The 17,793-nt window shown below is 33.7% G+C and carries 19 protein-coding genes; all 19 read right to left on the bottom strand.

All coding sequences use genetic code 11. The annotated features are described in order from the left end of the window. Nucleotides 1-32 precede the first annotated feature (32 nt). The 19 genes from J7E77_RS13590 to J7E77_RS13500 all read right to left on the bottom strand — a co-directional run bounded on the left by J7E77_RS13590 (nt 33) and on the right by J7E77_RS13500 (nt 17,781). Nucleotides 33-1,148, bottom strand: coding sequence for a DegT/DnrJ/EryC1/StrS family aminotransferase (locus J7E77_RS13590; protein ID WP_214715042.1), 1,116 nt, complete (start codon nt 1,146-1,148; stop codon nt 33-35). A gap of 48 nt (nt 1,149-1,196) precedes the next feature. Then, nucleotides 1,197-1,847 carry an acetyltransferase gene (locus tag J7E77_RS13585; protein ID WP_214715024.1) on the bottom strand — a complete coding sequence of 217 codons (651 nt, stop codon included), beginning with the start codon at nt 1,845-1,847 and terminating at the stop codon, nt 1,197-1,199. Beyond that, a complete protein-coding gene (locus J7E77_RS13580) occupies nt 1,844-2,458 on the bottom strand; it encodes a sugar transferase (RefSeq protein WP_214715023.1) in 615 nt (204 codons plus the stop codon). The genes J7E77_RS13585 and J7E77_RS13580 overlap by 4 nt, the downstream gene beginning before the upstream one ends. Before the next feature lie 38 nt (nt 2,459-2,496). Beyond that, complete coding sequence (locus tag J7E77_RS13575; RefSeq protein WP_214715022.1) at nt 2,497-2,640, bottom strand: YwzD family small protein; 144 nt, start codon at nt 2,638-2,640, stop codon at nt 2,497-2,499. 51 nt (nt 2,641-2,691) lie between these two features. After that, the gene (locus J7E77_RS13570) at nt 2,692-3,759 is read right to left on the bottom strand and encodes an EpsG family protein (RefSeq protein ID WP_214715020.1); all 1,068 of its coding nucleotides are present in this window, start codon (nt 3,757-3,759) and stop codon (nt 2,692-2,694) included. A 27-nt stretch (nt 3,760-3,786) separates the two neighbouring features. Continuing rightward, complete coding sequence (locus tag J7E77_RS13565) at nt 3,787-4,695, bottom strand: glycosyltransferase family 2 protein (RefSeq protein ID WP_214715018.1); 909 nt, start codon at nt 4,693-4,695, stop codon at nt 3,787-3,789. Nucleotides 4,696-4,720: 25 nt separating this feature from the next. Continuing rightward, nucleotides 4,721-5,839: a glycosyltransferase family 1 protein gene (locus J7E77_RS13560; RefSeq protein ID WP_214715016.1), complete on the bottom strand. Its 1,119-nt coding sequence runs from the start codon at nt 5,837-5,839 to the stop codon at nt 4,721-4,723. Between the two features lie 11 nt (nt 5,840-5,850). Beyond that, entirely contained in the window at nt 5,851-6,918 is a 1,068-nt protein-coding gene (locus tag J7E77_RS13555) for a glycosyltransferase (protein ID WP_214715013.1), read from the bottom strand. Beyond that, nucleotides 6,881-8,047, bottom strand: a complete 1,167-nt coding sequence (locus J7E77_RS13550) for a glycosyltransferase family 4 protein (RefSeq protein ID WP_214715040.1) — start codon at nt 8,045-8,047, stop codon at nt 6,881-6,883. Before J7E77_RS13550 ends, J7E77_RS13555 begins: the two co-directional genes overlap by 38 nt. A 26-nt stretch (nt 8,048-8,073) precedes the next feature. Continuing rightward, nucleotides 8,074-8,952 carry a UTP--glucose-1-phosphate uridylyltransferase GalU gene (gene galU, locus J7E77_RS13545; protein ID WP_214715011.1) on the bottom strand — a complete coding sequence of 293 codons (879 nt, stop codon included), beginning with the start codon at nt 8,950-8,952 and terminating at the stop codon, nt 8,074-8,076. Nucleotides 8,953-8,965: 13 nt separating this feature from the next. Then, nucleotides 8,966-10,792 (bottom strand): polysaccharide biosynthesis protein, encoded by a 1,827-nt coding sequence (locus J7E77_RS13540; RefSeq protein ID WP_214715009.1) that lies wholly within the window; start codon nt 10,790-10,792, stop codon nt 8,966-8,968. Between the two features lie 429 nt (nt 10,793-11,221). Beyond that, nucleotides 11,222-11,878 (bottom strand): CpsD/CapB family tyrosine-protein kinase, encoded by a 657-nt coding sequence (locus J7E77_RS13535; protein WP_251028072.1) that lies wholly within the window; start codon nt 11,876-11,878, stop codon nt 11,222-11,224. Then, nucleotides 11,868-12,599 (bottom strand): YveK family protein, encoded by a 732-nt coding sequence (locus J7E77_RS13530; protein WP_214715007.1) that lies wholly within the window; start codon nt 12,597-12,599, stop codon nt 11,868-11,870. Before J7E77_RS13530 ends, J7E77_RS13535 begins: the two co-directional genes overlap by 11 nt. 230 nt (nt 12,600-12,829) lie before the next feature. Then, nucleotides 12,830-14,626, bottom strand: a complete 1,797-nt coding sequence (locus J7E77_RS13525; RefSeq protein WP_214715005.1) for an ABC transporter ATP-binding protein — start codon at nt 14,624-14,626, stop codon at nt 12,830-12,832. Nucleotides 14,627-14,629: 3 nt separating this feature from the next. Then, nucleotides 14,630-15,820, bottom strand: a complete 1,191-nt coding sequence (locus J7E77_RS13520; protein WP_374102971.1) for a nucleotidyltransferase domain-containing protein — start codon at nt 15,818-15,820, stop codon at nt 14,630-14,632. Between the two features lie 12 nt (nt 15,821-15,832). Continuing rightward, nucleotides 15,833-16,294, bottom strand: coding sequence for a lasso peptide biosynthesis B2 protein (locus tag J7E77_RS13515; RefSeq protein ID WP_214715004.1), 462 nt, complete (start codon nt 16,292-16,294; stop codon nt 15,833-15,835). A gap of 24 nt (nt 16,295-16,318) precedes the next feature. After that, nucleotides 16,319-16,621 (bottom strand): lasso peptide biosynthesis PqqD family chaperone, encoded by a 303-nt coding sequence (locus J7E77_RS13510; RefSeq protein WP_214715003.1) that lies wholly within the window; start codon nt 16,619-16,621, stop codon nt 16,319-16,321. Continuing rightward, a complete protein-coding gene (locus J7E77_RS13505; RefSeq protein ID WP_214715002.1) occupies nt 16,618-17,553 on the bottom strand; it encodes a phosphoenolpyruvate carboxykinase (ATP) in 936 nt (311 codons plus the stop codon). Before J7E77_RS13505 ends, J7E77_RS13510 begins: the two co-directional genes overlap by 4 nt. A 102-nt stretch (nt 17,554-17,655) precedes the next feature. Beyond that, complete coding sequence (locus J7E77_RS13500; protein WP_214715001.1) at nt 17,656-17,781, bottom strand: paeninodin family lasso peptide; 126 nt, start codon at nt 17,779-17,781, stop codon at nt 17,656-17,658. Nucleotides 17,782-17,793: the final 12 nt, after the last annotated feature.

The following is a 17,793-nucleotide window of genomic DNA, read 5'->3' as shown; positions in this document are numbered from 1 at the left end:
GATTTTCTTCTGTATTTATACGTATATTCATTCTAATTTACTTTAGCCAACATATTCTTAATAGAATTAATAATTCTAATTTGGTCTTCTTCAGTCATATTTGATCCAGACGGTAGACATAGTCCATTATAAAAAAGACATTCAGAGATATTCTCATTCTCACTGTGTTGAAAATATTTAACACCTTTGAAAACCGGTTGGAGATGAAGTGGCTTCCATACTGGGCGCGCTTCAATATTCTCTTCTGCAAGGTTTCTTATCAAGTCTCCAACTGAAACTCCTGCTTCTTCCTCGTTTACTGTAATAGCTGTCAGCCAACGATTAGAGAAAGTATTCTCTAATTCAGGCATGAATTGAATACCAGGAAGATGGGCTAATTCATGATAATATTGATTATAAACATTTCTTCTTGCTTCCACTCGTTCAGGTAATACCTCTAATTGAGCTCTTCCTACACCTGCTAAAATGTTACTCATTCGATAATTAAATCCGATATAACTATGCTGGTAATGTGGTGCAGGGTCTCGAGCTTGAGTTGCCAGAAAACGAGCTTTTTTTAATGCTGCTATGTCGTTTGAAACTAACATGCCACCACCTGAAGTAGTAATAATTTTGTTGCCATTAAAAGAATAGATTCCAAATTTCCCAAATGTTCCACTTGCCTTACCTTTATATGTCGAACCAAGGGACTCTGCTGCATCTTCAATGATAGGAACATCGTAATGATTACATATAGAAACAATTTCATCCATTTTTGCACTTTGCCCATATAAGTTCACAACAATGACTGCTTTTGGGAGTTTTCCTTCATATGAAGCATCTATAAATGCCTTTTCTAAAGCAAAAGGAGACATATTCCATGTTTCTGGTTCCGAGTCAATAAAAACTGCTTCTGCACCTTGATAAATAATTGGGTTAGCACTAGCAACAAACGTTAAGCTTGAACAAAATACTTTGTCACCTTTTTGTACGTCCAATAAAGAAAGAGCCAAATGAATGGCTGCAGTTCCTGAACTAACGGCAACAGCTTCATTGGCTCCTACATATTCTGCTATTTCTTTTTCAAAGGCATCAACATTTGGTCCAAGTGGCGCAATCCAGTTAGTATCAAATGCTTCCTTTATATACTTAAACTCATTCCCACTCATATGGGGTGATGAAAGGTAAATTCTCTTTTTAAGTGTTGTATTTAACAATTAGTTCACCTCCGAACTCATTTGATTAACTTTTTTAACCCTTGCAGGTATACCAACAGCTGTAGAATAAGATGGAATATCCGTAATAACTGTTGCACCTGCACCGATAATACTCCAATTTCCAATCTTAATATTTGGGATAATCGTTGATCCGGCACCAACATGTACCCCTTCAGCTATATGGACATTTCCAGTTAAGATGACACCTGGAGAAATGTGTGCAAAATCTCCAACAATACTATCGTGCTCGATAATGGAACTTGTATTTATAATAGTATGATTGCCAATTATAGTATCGGAGTTAAGTACTGAGTTAGGCATGATAACGGTCCCATGACCTATCTTTGCACTAGGACTGATTACAGCAGAACGGTGAATCAAGGTAGGAAAATATTCATCGGAAATATTTAGTCTCTGAGCAATGGATTGGCGAATCTTATTATCTCCGATCGCTATAACGAACTTAACATCAATAAAGTAATCAACTAATCTTTTAGCTGATGAAATAGGACCACAATAAGTATTGTCTATAAGACTTACATTGTCGTATTTGTCATCTAAGAATCCCACTATTTCATTTCCTTGATTAGATAAAATTGTATCGGATACCACATTACTGTGACCTCCACGGCCAACCACTACAATTTTCATCCATGTCCCCTTCCTATTGTCGAATTTGATCCTTTAAAACTTTCCATCGTGACTTGGCCTGGTTGGTTTATTCCTTCGGAAACCGCTACCTTATAGACTGTTAAAAATAAGATTTTCATATCAAGTAGGAAGGATCGATTATTTACATACCAGACATCTAATTCAAATTTTTCTTCCCAAGTTATTGCATTGCGTCCATTTATTTGTGCCCATCCGGTAATACCAGGTTTTACTTGATGACGCTTAGATTGTTCCTTTGTATATAGAGGAAGATACTCCATTAATAAAGGTCTGGGACCTACTAAACTTATGTCACCTTTTATTACATTCAATAGTTGTGGATATTCATCCAAACTATATTTTCTAAGGAATTTCCCAAATGAAGTAATCCTTAGATAATCTGGAAGTACTTTGCCATTACTATCTCTTTGATCTGTCATTGTACGAAGTTTGTAAAGGTAAAAGGGCTTTGCATTCAATCCGGGACGCAGCTGTTTAAATATGATTGGAGATCCTAGCTTTAATTTAACCAAGAATGCAAATATCAAGAATACTGGGAAAAGACAAATAAATATAACCAATGAAACTATTAAATCAAATGATCGCTTCATAACTAGCCATCCCCTGCTATTTTTCTCTAATTAATCATTTATCTTTTTTCTGACACTACTTGCTGTTTTATTTCTTCGATTAATTCTATAAGATTAATATTTTCGGATGTTTGACCCTTTAAGTAGATATTTAATAGTAATTCCTGAAATTTCTGCTGTGTTAACGTTACCGATATTTTCACTGTTCAAACCTCACTTAAAGAGATAAAAATCCTTTTAAATAATAAAGGCCCCTATAAATTTATATAATTACTTTTATAAATGATATTAAGTGATAATACATTCTCATAATAAAAGTAAATTAAGTAACAACCTAAAAGCCCATAATAAATTAATTTCCTATCCCTTTTAGAAAATAATTTAATAATCCATGAGATTAATATAAGGTTATAAAGGCCAAAGTATATATTAAATCTTGCAAATATCCAGTTTTGTGAAGAAATGACCATAAATACTATTCCTAGCGTAGTTAAATTAACAATATAATCACTTTTAGGCCATAATTCTCTTAGTCTCTCTTTTCCAAAATAGGCAATAATCAATGGGGCACCAGTTACAGCTACTCGTATTGAACTTGCTCCACCTTCGGAAAAATTACTATAGTGACCGTACTGGGTATCTGCAAGTGCACTAAATAACAGTGTTGAGAACTGATTAAACCCCGCTGCAAGTAAGACAGCTAAACCTAAAAGGGTAAAAGTTACCTTTGTCCATGCCTCCCTTCTTACAATGAAATAAATTGGAATAAAAATTAATGCTGTTTGGTGTATTGTTGATCCTAATAAAACTACAATCATAAACATCTTCCAATTACCATTTACGATAAATCTTGTAGCCGCAAAAACAATGGCTGCAGCTAAGAATTGTCTAATTCCATTCATTGAAACTGTATACATCCCAGCTGCTATATAAGCAAATAAACTTAATTCAATCATTCTAGAGTATTTAAATAATACTTGTACTATCAATACATTTGTAAATAATGCTACAGTAAAAATTAATAATTGAGGATCATGAGAAATTTTTTGTAAAAGTGCTTGCAAAATATTAAATCCAAAATCACCTTTGTAATTTATATTTTGTAGAGTGTAATCATTAATTTTGTAACTATACATATAAAAAAATGTGTCACCAATATTATTTCTAAGACCTGAAACGAGGACCAAAGAAATAATTGAGATAAAGATAAGTAGTTTATTTGGCTTAATATATGGAACATTAATGGCTAAAGGGCTGGAAAAATATCTTGCAAAAAAAGAAGAAAAATATACGACAATAAGATTAATCCATAAGATCTCCATAGGCTTAATCCTTTCGTTAATAATAATTCATAACTCACTACTTTTTAGAACCGTGGTTTTTCCAGTTTTTAATATATAAAAATATAAAGCAACTCCAAATGGTGACGCGAGAAGTGTGGTAAATTTATTCGGTGACTCAAACAAATATTTTGCATTTCTTAACATCAAATTACTTGATACGTAATGGATGGATTCTCTAAATCTTTCCCTGAATGAAGGAGCATACCTCATTGCTACCATTCTAAAAAAGGAAAAACTTTTTGGATTTTTTTTATACTGATTGATAATATTCATACTTGATCCATCTGGTAAATACTCTACAAAACAAAGGATTTCATTCAAAATAAGCAATGGATATTCTTGATCAATAAGAATGTATTTATAGCTTAACGGACAATATTTCTCACCTGGAAAGATAGGGTATGGCGGTGACTTTCGAGTTAATTCAGACCGGTAGACTAGCTTTTTATCACCCTTTACTTGCTGCTTAGCATATAAATTTGATAAAGTTGATTTGTTTAAATTCTCCGGCATTTTTGTGCCAATTACTCTTCCATCAGGACTGGCATCTAGGCCAACTATTCCTGCAAATCTACCACTTCCAAAATTCTTCCAAAATTCAGTAATTTTTTCAACTGCATCATCAGGCATATAATCATCGGAGTCAATACATACATTAAGTTCTGTATCAATGAGTTCATATGCTGTATTATGTGCACCATGCATACCAAGATTTTCTTGATAGTGGTAACGGATTGGAACTGTATTCTCTGTAATCCATCTTTTAACTAATTCTTTCGTATTGTCTGTAGAACCGTCATCAATAATCAACCATATAAAATCTTTACTTGTTTGCCTTTGTAGACTTTCATAACATAAATGAAGAGTATATGCTCGATTATAGGTAGGAGTAAAGACTGTAAGTATCGGTGTCATTTGATTCACCTCCAAATATCTCAAATTATCTTGCTTCAAATGAATAATAATCCGTATAATAATTTGATAGCCATTTAGCCATCGTTATAGAATCATAACCACTTTCCTTCAACTTTTCTGAAGTATCAGCATGTTCGTATGTAGAGTTTAGAATTTGTTTTGTCCAATATTCCGGGGACTTATCTAGACTGATGTATTCTACTCTTCCTGTAACATCACTTTCAAAAGTAATTGCATCTGATACAACACATTTTAGGCCTGCAGCCTGTGCTTCAACTAAGACTACTGGTAAACCTTCAAATAGAGAAGGAAAAAGAAATAAATCCATTGCTTGCATTAATTTTGAAATATCGCTTCTAACTCCTAACAATTTAACACGGGAGGATAAACCTAGGTTCACAATCTTCTTTTCAATTGATGGTCGTAAATGCCCATCCCCAACCAAAAGCAATATAACATCCTGGCGTTGTTGAAGAATAGCTTTAAAAATTTCTATAAGAAATTCGTGGTTTTTTTGTTTATTGAATCTTCCAATATGACCAATTACCAATTCATTTCCAATACCAAGTTCTTTTCTAATATTGTTTCTGGTCGTTTCGTTAAATTTAAACTCACTGACATTTACTGCATTGTTAAGAACCTTCATTTTTTTTGAAGTCGCAATATTATTGCCAAAGAGCCATTGCCCTGCCTTTTTCGAACAAGCAAAGTAATTGGTTGGGTTATTCTTCATAGTGAACCTAGCATATAAACGGAATGGGAGTTTTACATCAATTCCCAAATCACTTAAATGCGAATGGGCGATTCGACAAGGAATTCCTACCTTCTTAGCTGCTCTTAAAACAAAGCAGCTATTTTCGTTAATATGAGAATGAACCACTTTATATTCCATATGTTCTTTGAAGAAGTCATCAAGAAGCCTAAAATACAATCGATAATTACCTGGTTTAATTTGTGGCATTCGGTAGATCCTACCGCCTAGCTCCAATATCTCTTTATCATAGTGACCTTCTTCAGCGCGATGTACCATAAAATCAAATTGGACTTTTTTTCTATCCATTTGTCGATAGTAATTCATTAACATTGTTTCAAGACCACCACGATTCATAATCGTGACCACCTGAAGAATTCTAATAGGTTTCAAGCATCTTACCCCTATCTAATGATTTTTCTAAGAAATTCAATACAAACCAACATAAAATAAAACCCTGCAGCAAAGCGAACTTTTGCAAAAAAATAAAACACTCTCCAAACAAACGGAAATTTAGATAAATCTAATTGTTTAAATGATTGTCTTATTCGTTTTTCTTTCAAGAACATATTTATCCTTCTAATCTTCATAATGGAGGATGATAAATTGTCCTTACTAATTGTATTTAATCCAAGACCGAGTGTATTGAGACAAATGCGATTATTTAGAGCTAAATAGTAATCCTTGTTCATCTTTTTATCCCTTAAAAAATTTTCAATATACATAAAAAGGTACATCCACTGGTCCATTAATTTTGGTTTGTACCCCGATGTAACTGATGTACTATTCGCACGCCAATAATGATAATAAGGGCAATTTAAAAATAAAAAAGATTTTGCATAGTAAGCTGCTTCAATATTAAATAATGTATCTTCATTGGTACCAATTTTATTAAGGTCCATAAATTCAATGTTATTTTCCATTATTATTTCTGCACGATACAACTTTGACCAAACAGTACCCCATGCATCCAGAAATTCTGGATTTGCTATTTCTTCATTTATTGGACCAATTAATCTCCTCATAAAATTTTTTTTTACTTCTTCATCTTGATAACGAAACCTATTGGGAAGATTAAAATCTTTTATTTTTGAATGATTTTCAAACTCACGAATGTATGAACACATGACAATATCGATATTTTCACTTGTTGCATTTTTGTACATTTCCTCATACATTTCTGGATTCACCCAATCATCAGGGTCAACAAAGCCAATATATTCACCGGTTGCAAACCAAATCCCCTCATTTCTAGCAGAGGAAACACCACCATTTAGCTTTTCAATCACTTTAATTCGCGAATCCCTTATTTCATATTTTCTTAGGATTTTTAAGCTTGAATCATTTGATCCATCATTAACAGCAATAATCTCTATTTCTTGTAAAGTTTGGACTAATAAACTATCTAAACATCTACTCAAATACTTTTCAACATTATATATAGGAACGATTATGCTTACTTTTGGTCTCATTTGTGCCCTCCACCATATAAATTGAGTAGATATCTTTTAACTCCGTAAAAACTTTGGATAGTGAATATGTTTTCATTTTATTCGTTCCTGCTAAACCAAATTTTTTGCATAGTTCTTTAGATTTATAAACATCTAAGATTTTCAAGGAAAAATTTTTAGAATCATCAGTAAATAAAACATATCCATTTTTATCATTTTCAACTAATTCCGAGTGCCCTCTATTAATAGTCGCTATGACTGGCAAGCCACAAGACATTGCCTCCATAATATTTACTGGAAGTCCCTCTCTCAGACTAGATGCAACGGCTATATCACTCATCTTTAGCAGGTTTTCAATATCATTTCTAAATCCAAGAAAATGAATCATGTCATCAACCTTTAATGATTGTGCAATTTCTTTGCAATTATTTAAAAGATGCCCCTCACCTGCTAATAAAAGCCTTGCATTTGGCACTTCGTCTCTTATAAGTGCTAACGATTCAATTAACAATTTCTGGTTTTTGTTTTTATTAAATTCCGCTGCATAAAACATTAAAAAATCATTAGGCTTATAGCCTAATGATTCTCTTAACTCATTTTTATGTGACTCTTCTACTGGTTTAAAAATTTCAGTATTCACACCGACACCATGCACCTGTTTGATTGATTTTGCCTTAAATCGATGATTTTTAGCCAAAAGATAATCTTCTTGATTGATCGTAATGAGGCAATCTGTGAAAGATGACAAAAATTTTTCTAACGGATAATAAAGAAGCCAGTTTAGCAATGGTGCTCCTTTACAGAAATGAAAGCCATGTGCTGTATATATGACCTTTGTACCATGCTTTCTTGTATTCCTTGCAGCTAACCTGGTAAGGACTCCGCCCATAGGGGTATGGCAGTGAATAATACTATATTGGTGATCCTCGATAATTTTTTTCAGCTCATGATAAGCTTCTACATTCATTTTATGAAAAGGTGATCTTTGAACGGGAATAGTAAATTTCTTATCTACATAAGGAAGTTTCAATTCACCAGATGCTGCAACATGTACTTCCCATCCCTGTTCTTTAAACCATTTTAAATATGGTAAATGAAAAGCTTTAAAGTGATAATCCACTGTTGCACAGAACAGAACCCTCTTTTGCATTTTATCTTCCATCCTTTTTTATCGAACTACCTAATAAGCTCTTTTTCAAGAACAGATGAAAGGTAGTCTAATAACTGTGTCCTTAAATCTTCACGCTGTAAAGCTAATTCAATACTTGTTTGAATGAAGCCCATTTTTCCACCTACATCGTAGCGTACTCCCTCAAAATCATAGGCATATACAGCTTCATGTTGATTTAAAGCAGCGATAGCATCTGTTAGTTGTATTTCCCCACCAGCGCCAGGTTGTTGTTCACTTAATATGTCAAAAATTCTAGGACTAAGAATATATCGGCCAAGGATAGCGAGGTTCGATGGAGCCTCATCCTGTTTAGGTTTTTCAACTAAGCTATTTACACTGTAGAATCGATTATTAATATTCTTCCCATCCACAATTCCATACCTAGATACTTCATTGTCAGGAACTGTTTGAACCCCAAGAATGGATGCATTATATCTTTCATACTGGTCAATTAACTGCTTTAAACAAGGTGTTTGAGCTTGAACAATATCATCGCCAAGCAGTACAGCAAATGGTTCATCACCGATAAACTTGCGAGCACACCAAATCGCATGACCTAATCCTTTCGGTTCTTTTTGACGGATATAATGAATATCTACCATTTTCGAAGACTTTTGCACTTCATTTAAGAGCTCTAGCTTTCCTTTTTCCAACAAGTTTTGTTCTAATTCGAAAGAATTATCAAAATGGTCTTCTATCGCTCTTTTCCCTTTACCAGTTACGATAATAATGTCTTCGATCCCTGATTCAACGGCTTCTTCTACGATATATTGAATCGTTGGCTTATCCACAATTGGCAGCATCTCTTTTGGCATTGCTTTTGTTGCTGGAAGAAATCTCGTTCCAAGCCCCGCTGCTGGAATAATGGCTTTTCTAACTTTCATTTTATTAACTCCTTTAAACTGAGACTGATAATTTTGATTTTGGCTTTACTTTATAATTCGCAAGATCAATTAGCCTTTCCCTAATTTCGTCTTTATTTAGGCCTGAGTATGTTAGAATAATTTCCTCTATTTCTTGAATTAATAGGTCAGACGTTTTTCCAATATAAATCTTTGGATAAATTTGTTGCTCATGAACCTCATCTTCTTTTAATAATTCTTCAAATAGCTTTTCTCCAGGTCTAATTCCTGAAAATTCAATGCCAATTTCCTCAATAGTATTGCCTGAGAGTTTGATGAGGTTTTTAGCTAAATCAACAATTTTTACAGGGTCGCCCATGTCTAATACGAAAATTTCTCCTCCACTTGCTAGTGCCCCTGCTTGAAGTACTAACCTTGATGCTTCTGGGATCGTCATAAAGTATCGAACCATTTCAGGGTGGGTAACTGTCACAGGACCGCCTTTTTCAATTTGCTTTTTAAATAGCGGAATCACACTGCCTCTGCTTCCTAATACATTACCAAAACGAACGGCAACAAATTTGGTATTACATTCATTGTCCATATGTTGGATAATCATTTCGGCAAGCTTTTTTGCTGCTCCCATTACACTGGTTGGATTCACAGCTTTATCTGTTGAGATCATCACGAAGGTCTTCACTCCAGTCCAGCTGGCAGCATTTGCAACATTCATTGTCCCAATGATGTTATTCTTGACCGCCTCTTCTGGGTTAGCCTCCATTAAAGGTACATGCTTATGAGCCGCCGCATGATAGACAATATCAGGTTGGTATGTACTCATAACCGACATCAATTTCTTCTCATCTTGTATATCCGCAATCACTGGAATGAATTCAATTTCAGTATGTTTATTCGCTTCCTTTAATTCCATTTCTATCGAATATATACTATTTTCACCATGTCCTAATAAAATAAGTTTCTTTGGATTAAAAATCGATATTTGCCGGCAAATTTCCGATCCAATCGACCCTCCTGCACCAGTAACTAAAACGACCTTATTCGTGATATTATCTGAAATACTATTCATATCTAGTTCAACTGGTTCTCTTCCAAGTAAATCCTCTACTTGTACATCACGAAATTGACTTACTGACACTTTCCCTGTCATTAAGTCTTCCAGCAAAGGTAAAATTTGTGTTTTAGCATTTGTTTTGGCACATTCCAGAAAAATAGTATTCAACTTTTTTTTACAAAGTGATGGAATGGCAATCACTATATTTTCAATATCATTTTTCGAAACTACCGTCTCGATTTTGTTGATGCCTCCAACCACGGGGATTCCTAAAATATCAAGCTTATGCTTTTTTACATCATCATCGATAAATGCCACTGGCAATAAATCCGCCTCATTATTTTTTAATAATTGCCTTGCAACCATGGTTCCTGCAGATCCGGCACCTACGATGAGCGTTCGTTTTTTATTATCGATTTTATTAAGCTGTGAATCCCTTAGCATTCGCCAACAAAAACGTGAACCTCCAATGAAAGACATATTCAGTAACCACGTTACTGCCAAAAGACGGACAAATATTTCCTGAACAATTATTTGTTGGACAACTGCTGCAACAAAGATTGAAATTGACACTATTTTTAAAATACTTAGCAATTCTCCCACACTGGCATATTCCCAAGCTTTTTTATACAAATGAAATTTAAATGACAGCGAATAATGACTTAATAAAATGACAATTGAACTTAACACAATATGAAAGTTAATAACCTGGATAGTTCCATCCACTAAAAAACAACTACCAAAAATAGCCGTTAAAACGATACATGAATCAACAAAGATAAAGAAAGACATTCGTTGTCGATAAGTCATAATTTTTCTCCTTTCCAAATTCAATTGACTCTACGATGTCTTTGCTTGATCGCATTATCTATTAGTCTCTTAATATCTTCTAGTTGATCTTTTGTTGCCTCTTGCTTGATATACCTAACTGCTTTTTTAATTGATTTGGGGAAGCGATCAATATTCATGTCATAACTCCTTCAATTTAAAATGGTTAAGTAAATGTACTTTGTTCAAAAGAACACATACTTAACCATTTTATTTAATGTGGGGCATCTAACCCCTCCTCACATCATACTATCGACGACTAGCGTCTAAGGTTCCCTGACCCACAGTATGACCGAGTGCCTCCATTGATATTGGAAAGGAGACATCTCCAAATTTCACTCAACGATAAAAAATACATTTTTGTTTCTAATAACGAACAAAAATATTAAAAAAATTTCTAATTTAATAGGACTATTGATTTAAAACTGCTCCTACAACCTTTGCTTTGGCATACTTAAGTACTTTTTTTGCTTCGGCCGCTTTTTCTAATTTCGTTTTACCACTTTGAATTACTAGTATGACTCCATCACATTGGTTTGCAAGTAGCTTAGTATCTGTAACCTCTAGCACTGAATTAGAATCTATTATAATAACATCGTAATTTTGTTCTGCCTTTTTAAGGAGATCCTGCATCATCTGTGAACCGATTAATTCAACTGGATTAAATGGAACCACACCGCTTGATAAGAGATCTAGCCTCCAAACTTCAGTATGATAAACAGCCTCAGAAAAGGATAATCTACCTGTCAGAACATCCGTTAACCCCTCCGCATTGGCTGTTTTGAAGAAGGAATGTAAAGCCGGCCGTCTTAAATTAGCATCTATTAAGAGAACTTTTTTCTTCTGCTGAGCCATTGAGACAGCAAGGTTTGTTGCAACCATAGATTTCCCTTCTCCATCACTGGATGAAGTAATTAAAAAAGTGCGACTTTGCAGCTCGGACATCATGAACTTAATATTAGTATGAATCATTCTGAACTGTTCAGATATTATTGATTCGGGATGAGAGTATGTAATGATCGTTTTTTTCTTTATTGATGACTTTCTTCTAAATTTATTAAAGATCAATATTCTCACTCCTAGTTTCAAGTTCAAACTTCATACTTTTTGTTTTCTTCTTTACCATTCTTTTGTTTACTTTTGGGATTCTCCCTAATACAGGAAGACCAAGTAAGGATTCGATATCGTTTTCTTTTCTTATTTTGTCATCTAAAGACTCCAATAAAAATGCTATCCCGATGCCAATTGCTAAACCACCAATAATTAAAAATAGGATTTTATTATTATTTTTAGGATTAATAGATATTGTATTAACTTTAGCTTTTGATAATAAGCGAACATAATCTTTACCAACTATATTCGGTACCTCATCCCTGAAAATTTGAGCAGTCGTATCAGCTATTTTTGCTGCCTGACTTGGATCAGGATCTACCACACTAATACTCACTACCTGAGACGATTCAACGCTCGCAACAGTAATTTGTCCTGCTAGGGCTTCCGCAGATCTCGTTAGCCTTAGTTTTTTTACAACTTTTTCTAAAATAACCGAGTCTTTCACAATAACCTGTAGGGTTTTCCTTGATTCTTCATCTGCCCCGATGATAATTCTTGAAGAGGACATATACATTGGAGTTACGGAGGTATTATTTAATAGCACTCCCACTATTCCAGCTAAAACTGAAACCAATGCAATGATCCAAAAACGCCTTTTTATTACTGCAAATAACTCTTTTAAATTAATTTCCTTTGCTTTTTTTCTGTCACCATTACTTTCATTTAAGCTATTCATTAAACCACCTTTTTTGTAGGACATGTAAACACTACGTATAACTACATCAGCTCTTTTTGTTCTAAATAATGAACAACCAACCAAAAAAAATTACATTTCTATATATTACTCAAATTTGCTGATAAACATAACCTATACTCATTATATTAGTTCTTTATTAAGAACCTGTCAATTGTAAATTAAATTCAATTATAACTTTTTAATATACGAACCTTACAAAATTCTAAGTATTAAACACTAACTCCCATTTGTTTTTCCAGTAAGCTGCTAAACATTCCCTTCTTTTCACTTGCAAGTTGACTAAATTGTCCTTGTTGGATGATTTCTCCTTGTTCCAAAACAATTACTTGATCTGCATTTCGAATTGTAGAAAGTCGGTGGGCGATTACAACGACCGTCATGGTTCCTTTAAGTTTTTCAATTGCTCCTTGAATCTTAGCTTCATTCTCTGAATCTAATGCACTGGTTGCTTCATCTAAAACTAGAATGGATGGCTTACGGATTATGGCTCTTGCAAGAACAAGTCTTTGCCGCTCTCCCCCTGACAGCCTAATACCCCTATCTCCAACAATTGTATCCAGACCATTTGGTAATTTCTTCACAAATTCGGCTGCTGCTGAAAACTTTAATGCCTCCCAGATTTGTTCTTCACTCGTATCGGCCTTTATCATAAGTAAATTATCTCGGATACTAGTATTAAATAAAAATGGATCTTGTGGAACATAACTAATTGAGCGCCTTAAGGATAATAGTTTTTGCTCAGTAAGCAAATTACCATCTATCAGGACATTGCCTTGTTCAGGTTTATTTAATCCCATTAGGATATCTATTAATGTGCTTTTTCCAGCACCAGATGGACCTACTATAGCTGTCATACTATTAATCGGAATGTTTAAATTAATATTTTGAAGAGCATATTTTCCATTACGATTATATCGAAAAAATACTCCACGACATTCTAATCCTTTTTCAATAATCAAAGGTTGAATATTCTTGTAAATGCTTTCATCATTAATCTCGGCTGCTTGCTTACATTTTTTTTGTAACTCTCTTAATGCCTTAAATGCAGGAATGGTCGTTGCTATTTGTTCCGTACTGGATTGAATTTCTGTTATCCTTGGCCATAATCTTGAGAAAATAATTAGTATCAATAAAAATTGCTCAGGTTTTATATCAATGATCATCACATAAATAAAAATAAAAACTGCAATCAAGCTTGCTGATGAAATTTTATAAAATGTCTGGGAAGAGGTTTTTAACTTTATATATTCAATTTGCTCTTCTATCATTCCTTTTGTTAAAGAATTTAACCAATGGAGACGTGATTCTTCTAAAGTGTTACTCTTAATATCCTTAATGCCATTTAACTGGTCAGTTATTCCAGCAAGATATTCCTGTGCTAAGATAGAGGTTTTTGACCCTAATAATTTTGATTGTTTTATGAATTTTCTCGAAAATAGAGCAAGAATGAATCCTGAAAGCAGGACCAACATGGTTAGTTTTATGGATAACCAAAGAGCTATAACAATCTGTATACTAGTGAAAACAAGTGATGTTAATAACAATAAAAATTGGATAATACCGCCTGAGACACGTGCAAGTTCCATTGTCATTACGTTTATGAGATCTGCTTTCCTTTCCTTTGTATAGAATTCCCAATTTGTTTTTAATAGGAGGCTATATGTCTCCAATCTTAATTGACGGATAAACCCTTGAGTGATTTTGACATTTCTAATAGCTAAATTTCGCTGAATTAGATTTTGACATATTACCAATGAAATAAAAAATCCCAAAATAAAAACTAGTGCTTGAAGTTTAGGGAAGTCTTGTAAGAAATTTAGGAATTCTAAAAATTTAAATCCTCCAAAATCAACATTTATAATTCCGCTATAACTTATCATTGGAACCAATAACAAAATCCCGATTCCTTCAAGAAAACTTGCTAATCCCATTCCAAACAGATTTAAATAAAGGATCTTGCCAGAATATGAATATATTCTTTTTATAAAGTAAAAAACGTGATTCACTTGTTATGCCCTCCTAGTTTCTGAACGAATCTTTATTTTTCTTAGTAGGAGAATAATCGGGCGCAATGGAAAATATAAAAAATGAAGAACTTTGGGTAAGGGTAAAAATTCTGCATCTTCTGGATATGGGTATAAAAAACTTAATATAAAGAAAAATTTCTGTTTAGTAGACATTAAAGAAAATAAATGCCGTTTATGATATGCAGATACCTCTTCCGGTACCGGGTCTGTATGAAGATTAACCATCTGCTTTATATAAAAAAAAGCGTCTAGTCCAAGCTGCTTTGTTCGTTTTCTATTTATAATGTTATTCATTTCCTTAGGTACCTTGGCATTAAGCAGATGAAAAGCCAAAAAAAGTGCCTGGCCGCCTACATCGTCATAATGATACCTTTTAAGTAAATTAATAGTTTTAGTCCAATTAATTTTTGATTCCGTAATTTGTTTAATATCATCTAACCAACGAAGTCTGGACCACCCATGACGTGCTCCGTGTGAAACAAGGAATACAAATAAGTCTTCTAGTCCCAAAGTATACATAGGCTGGCTTGTCAATGAACTTACTCTTTTCCTTTTCCATAAATCATCAAATTTCGGTTCTTTAGCGGGTCCTGGATTAAGTCTCCAATGGATTTCCACCTTAATCTTTTTCTGAGTGTGAAAAAATGTTATATGGTGATGCCTCCACTTCCAGTCATTTAATACGGTTAAGATATACTCATCTTTTTTGTAACCTTCATTTATGAGAATTTCTTCAGCCTGGTCCAGGTTTTCGATTGGGATTAAAACATCCAAATCAGCAGATGTACGTAAAGAAATATCACCATATAGATCAGCAGCAAGAACGGGTCCTTTTAAAAAAAGGGTACGGATTTGATTACTAGAAAATAATTTTGATATTTTTTCTGTTTCTCCGCTTAGGTGAAGCATTTGAAAAATGTTTTTTTGATAGATGAGGAATAACTCTTGGAGAACGGAAGTCGGAATAAAATTCCCCTCTAAATCTTTCATTCTTTTATAAATGAGAGGAAAAACTCGATGATGTTTAGATAGTTGGATGAACTTATCCCATTCGATACCCTCAAAATCCTTATTATTAAAATCGATGACATCATCTCCTTTTTTCATAATGGAGAGTAGTAGTTTTAATTCTCTAGGAAATTTCTTTAGTTTTTCATTCATTATTTTTTCCACGGTATTCCCCTCTTATCGATTGTCGCTTAACCGTTTTGCGAATTTTCCAACAATGGTAAATCTCCTCATTTCTTCAGCACCAGTAATATACAATGCCCCACTCCTAAGCCACGCATGCGCAATCATGATTCCTTTTTCATCTTTTGCTGTACCTAAATAGAGTGTACTCTCAATTTTCCTTCTTTGGAGCATCTTCATTCCCGCAATCGCCTTGACTAAACATTTACTTTCCCAAAATGTATAATTGCTCGTTATATAAATTGCATCCGATACATTCCTTAATATCATTTGATCTGAAGCTTTATGTTCAAATGATGTTTCATCCATATGTTTACCTAATAAAGGTGCTATCTTGGAAAACTGCATAGATTTAAGGATACGAGCCCAGGCTAAGAAAACAAATGCCTCTACGAACAAAATTTTTTTTATATTATCTAAAAAAATGAATGTCTTAATCTTTCGGAAAAGTGACATTACTATCCTCCTCCTAGTAATATTCTATTCTCCAAGATTGATAACCTGAATGAGGCCCTCACGACTTAATTGTTCAATATAGGATAAAACATGCTGTTCACATATTTCCTTTTCTACTTCGTACGTTAATAATAAGGTATCAACCAATTTGTTAATTTCTATTGGTGTCCTAATTAAATCCCATATTTCCCCACCTAATTCACCTAAATTATAATAATTACCACTTTCTATGCTTAACATTACTTTTTCTCCATCCATATCACTAACTACATTTCCTTCGGTTTGTACAACCTTAGAATTCAATGAAATTTTTTGAGTACTAATCATACTTTTTCCTCCTCTTTAATGGTTGATAAAACAAGTGAAACTAAGCTATGTGCTGTAAAACCTGAATGAGGCCGCATTAATTGATACATTTCTATTCGATTTAAGATTTTAGCAGATTCTTTAAAGTGCCATTCTTGCATTTCCAGGCGAGGAATTAAAAAATTCCGATATGTATGCTGATAAATTGTTTGAAAGCGCCCTAATCCCTCTATTCTCCTAATTTCAACATGATTACTTTCCGTTTTAACTAATTCATAAACTCCTGCAAGAGGTAGACTTTCACTTGAATAATCAGAATGTACCGGAATAGCATATTTTGTTTCTCTATCAAACAATGGACGGTAACCCGATGAACTTATTCCAAATTCATTTAAACTTTCTTGCCACAATTTTTGATGCGGATAGGATGGTTCAACATATGGAATATTGTCTTTTGATAGATAAACTGGAATTACATCATCACTTAAAAGTTGATACCCTTCCTTTATTAACGCTGCTGCAAGTGTAGATTTACCAGCACCTGAATCGCCTACAAAAGCATACGCCTTCCCATTAATCGCTACTGCACTCCCATGTAATGGTAGTAATTTTCTCTGAATCAATATTGCCCCCATACAAGTGCCAAGGATGTAAAGACGGATTTTATCCTCTTCAACGCCTACCATTGGTGATACAGAAATCTTTTTACCTTCTTGTATAGAAAATATAGCTGTATTTGGTACTTCAAACATTACTTTATTTTCTTTTACTACAAATCTTTTCTGTGCTATCGTATCTATTTCGGACCACTGTTTACTTAAATCATCAATTTCTATAACTATTTCTACCTTATGAATACTTTCACTTATTCTAGGTAATTCAGGTAGGTAAATTTCACTTAAAATGTTTAGCCCAAAACCCTTATACATTAAGGTATTTAGTGTTGTAATCATATTTTTCACTCCAAATGTTGACAAATTAGATTTTTAAAAGCCCTTATACAGTTTTTATTGTATAAGGGCAGTAAAAATCCAAACCTCTTTTAAATTCAGAAATTAGCTATACTTTACCGGATCATCTGGATCTGGTTGTATTGCATCAGGAAGTCTGTGTCCTGGGCCAGCCATTGTCATGTTAACATTAAGTACTTCTAACACTGGAGCGTTCCATTCTTTCTTCATATCTTGTCACCT

It is taken from the genome of Bacillus sp. ISL-77 (assembly GCF_018613105.1).
Note: the sequence above shows the minus strand (reverse complement) of the source record. Positions and strands in the feature narration are given on the sequence as shown.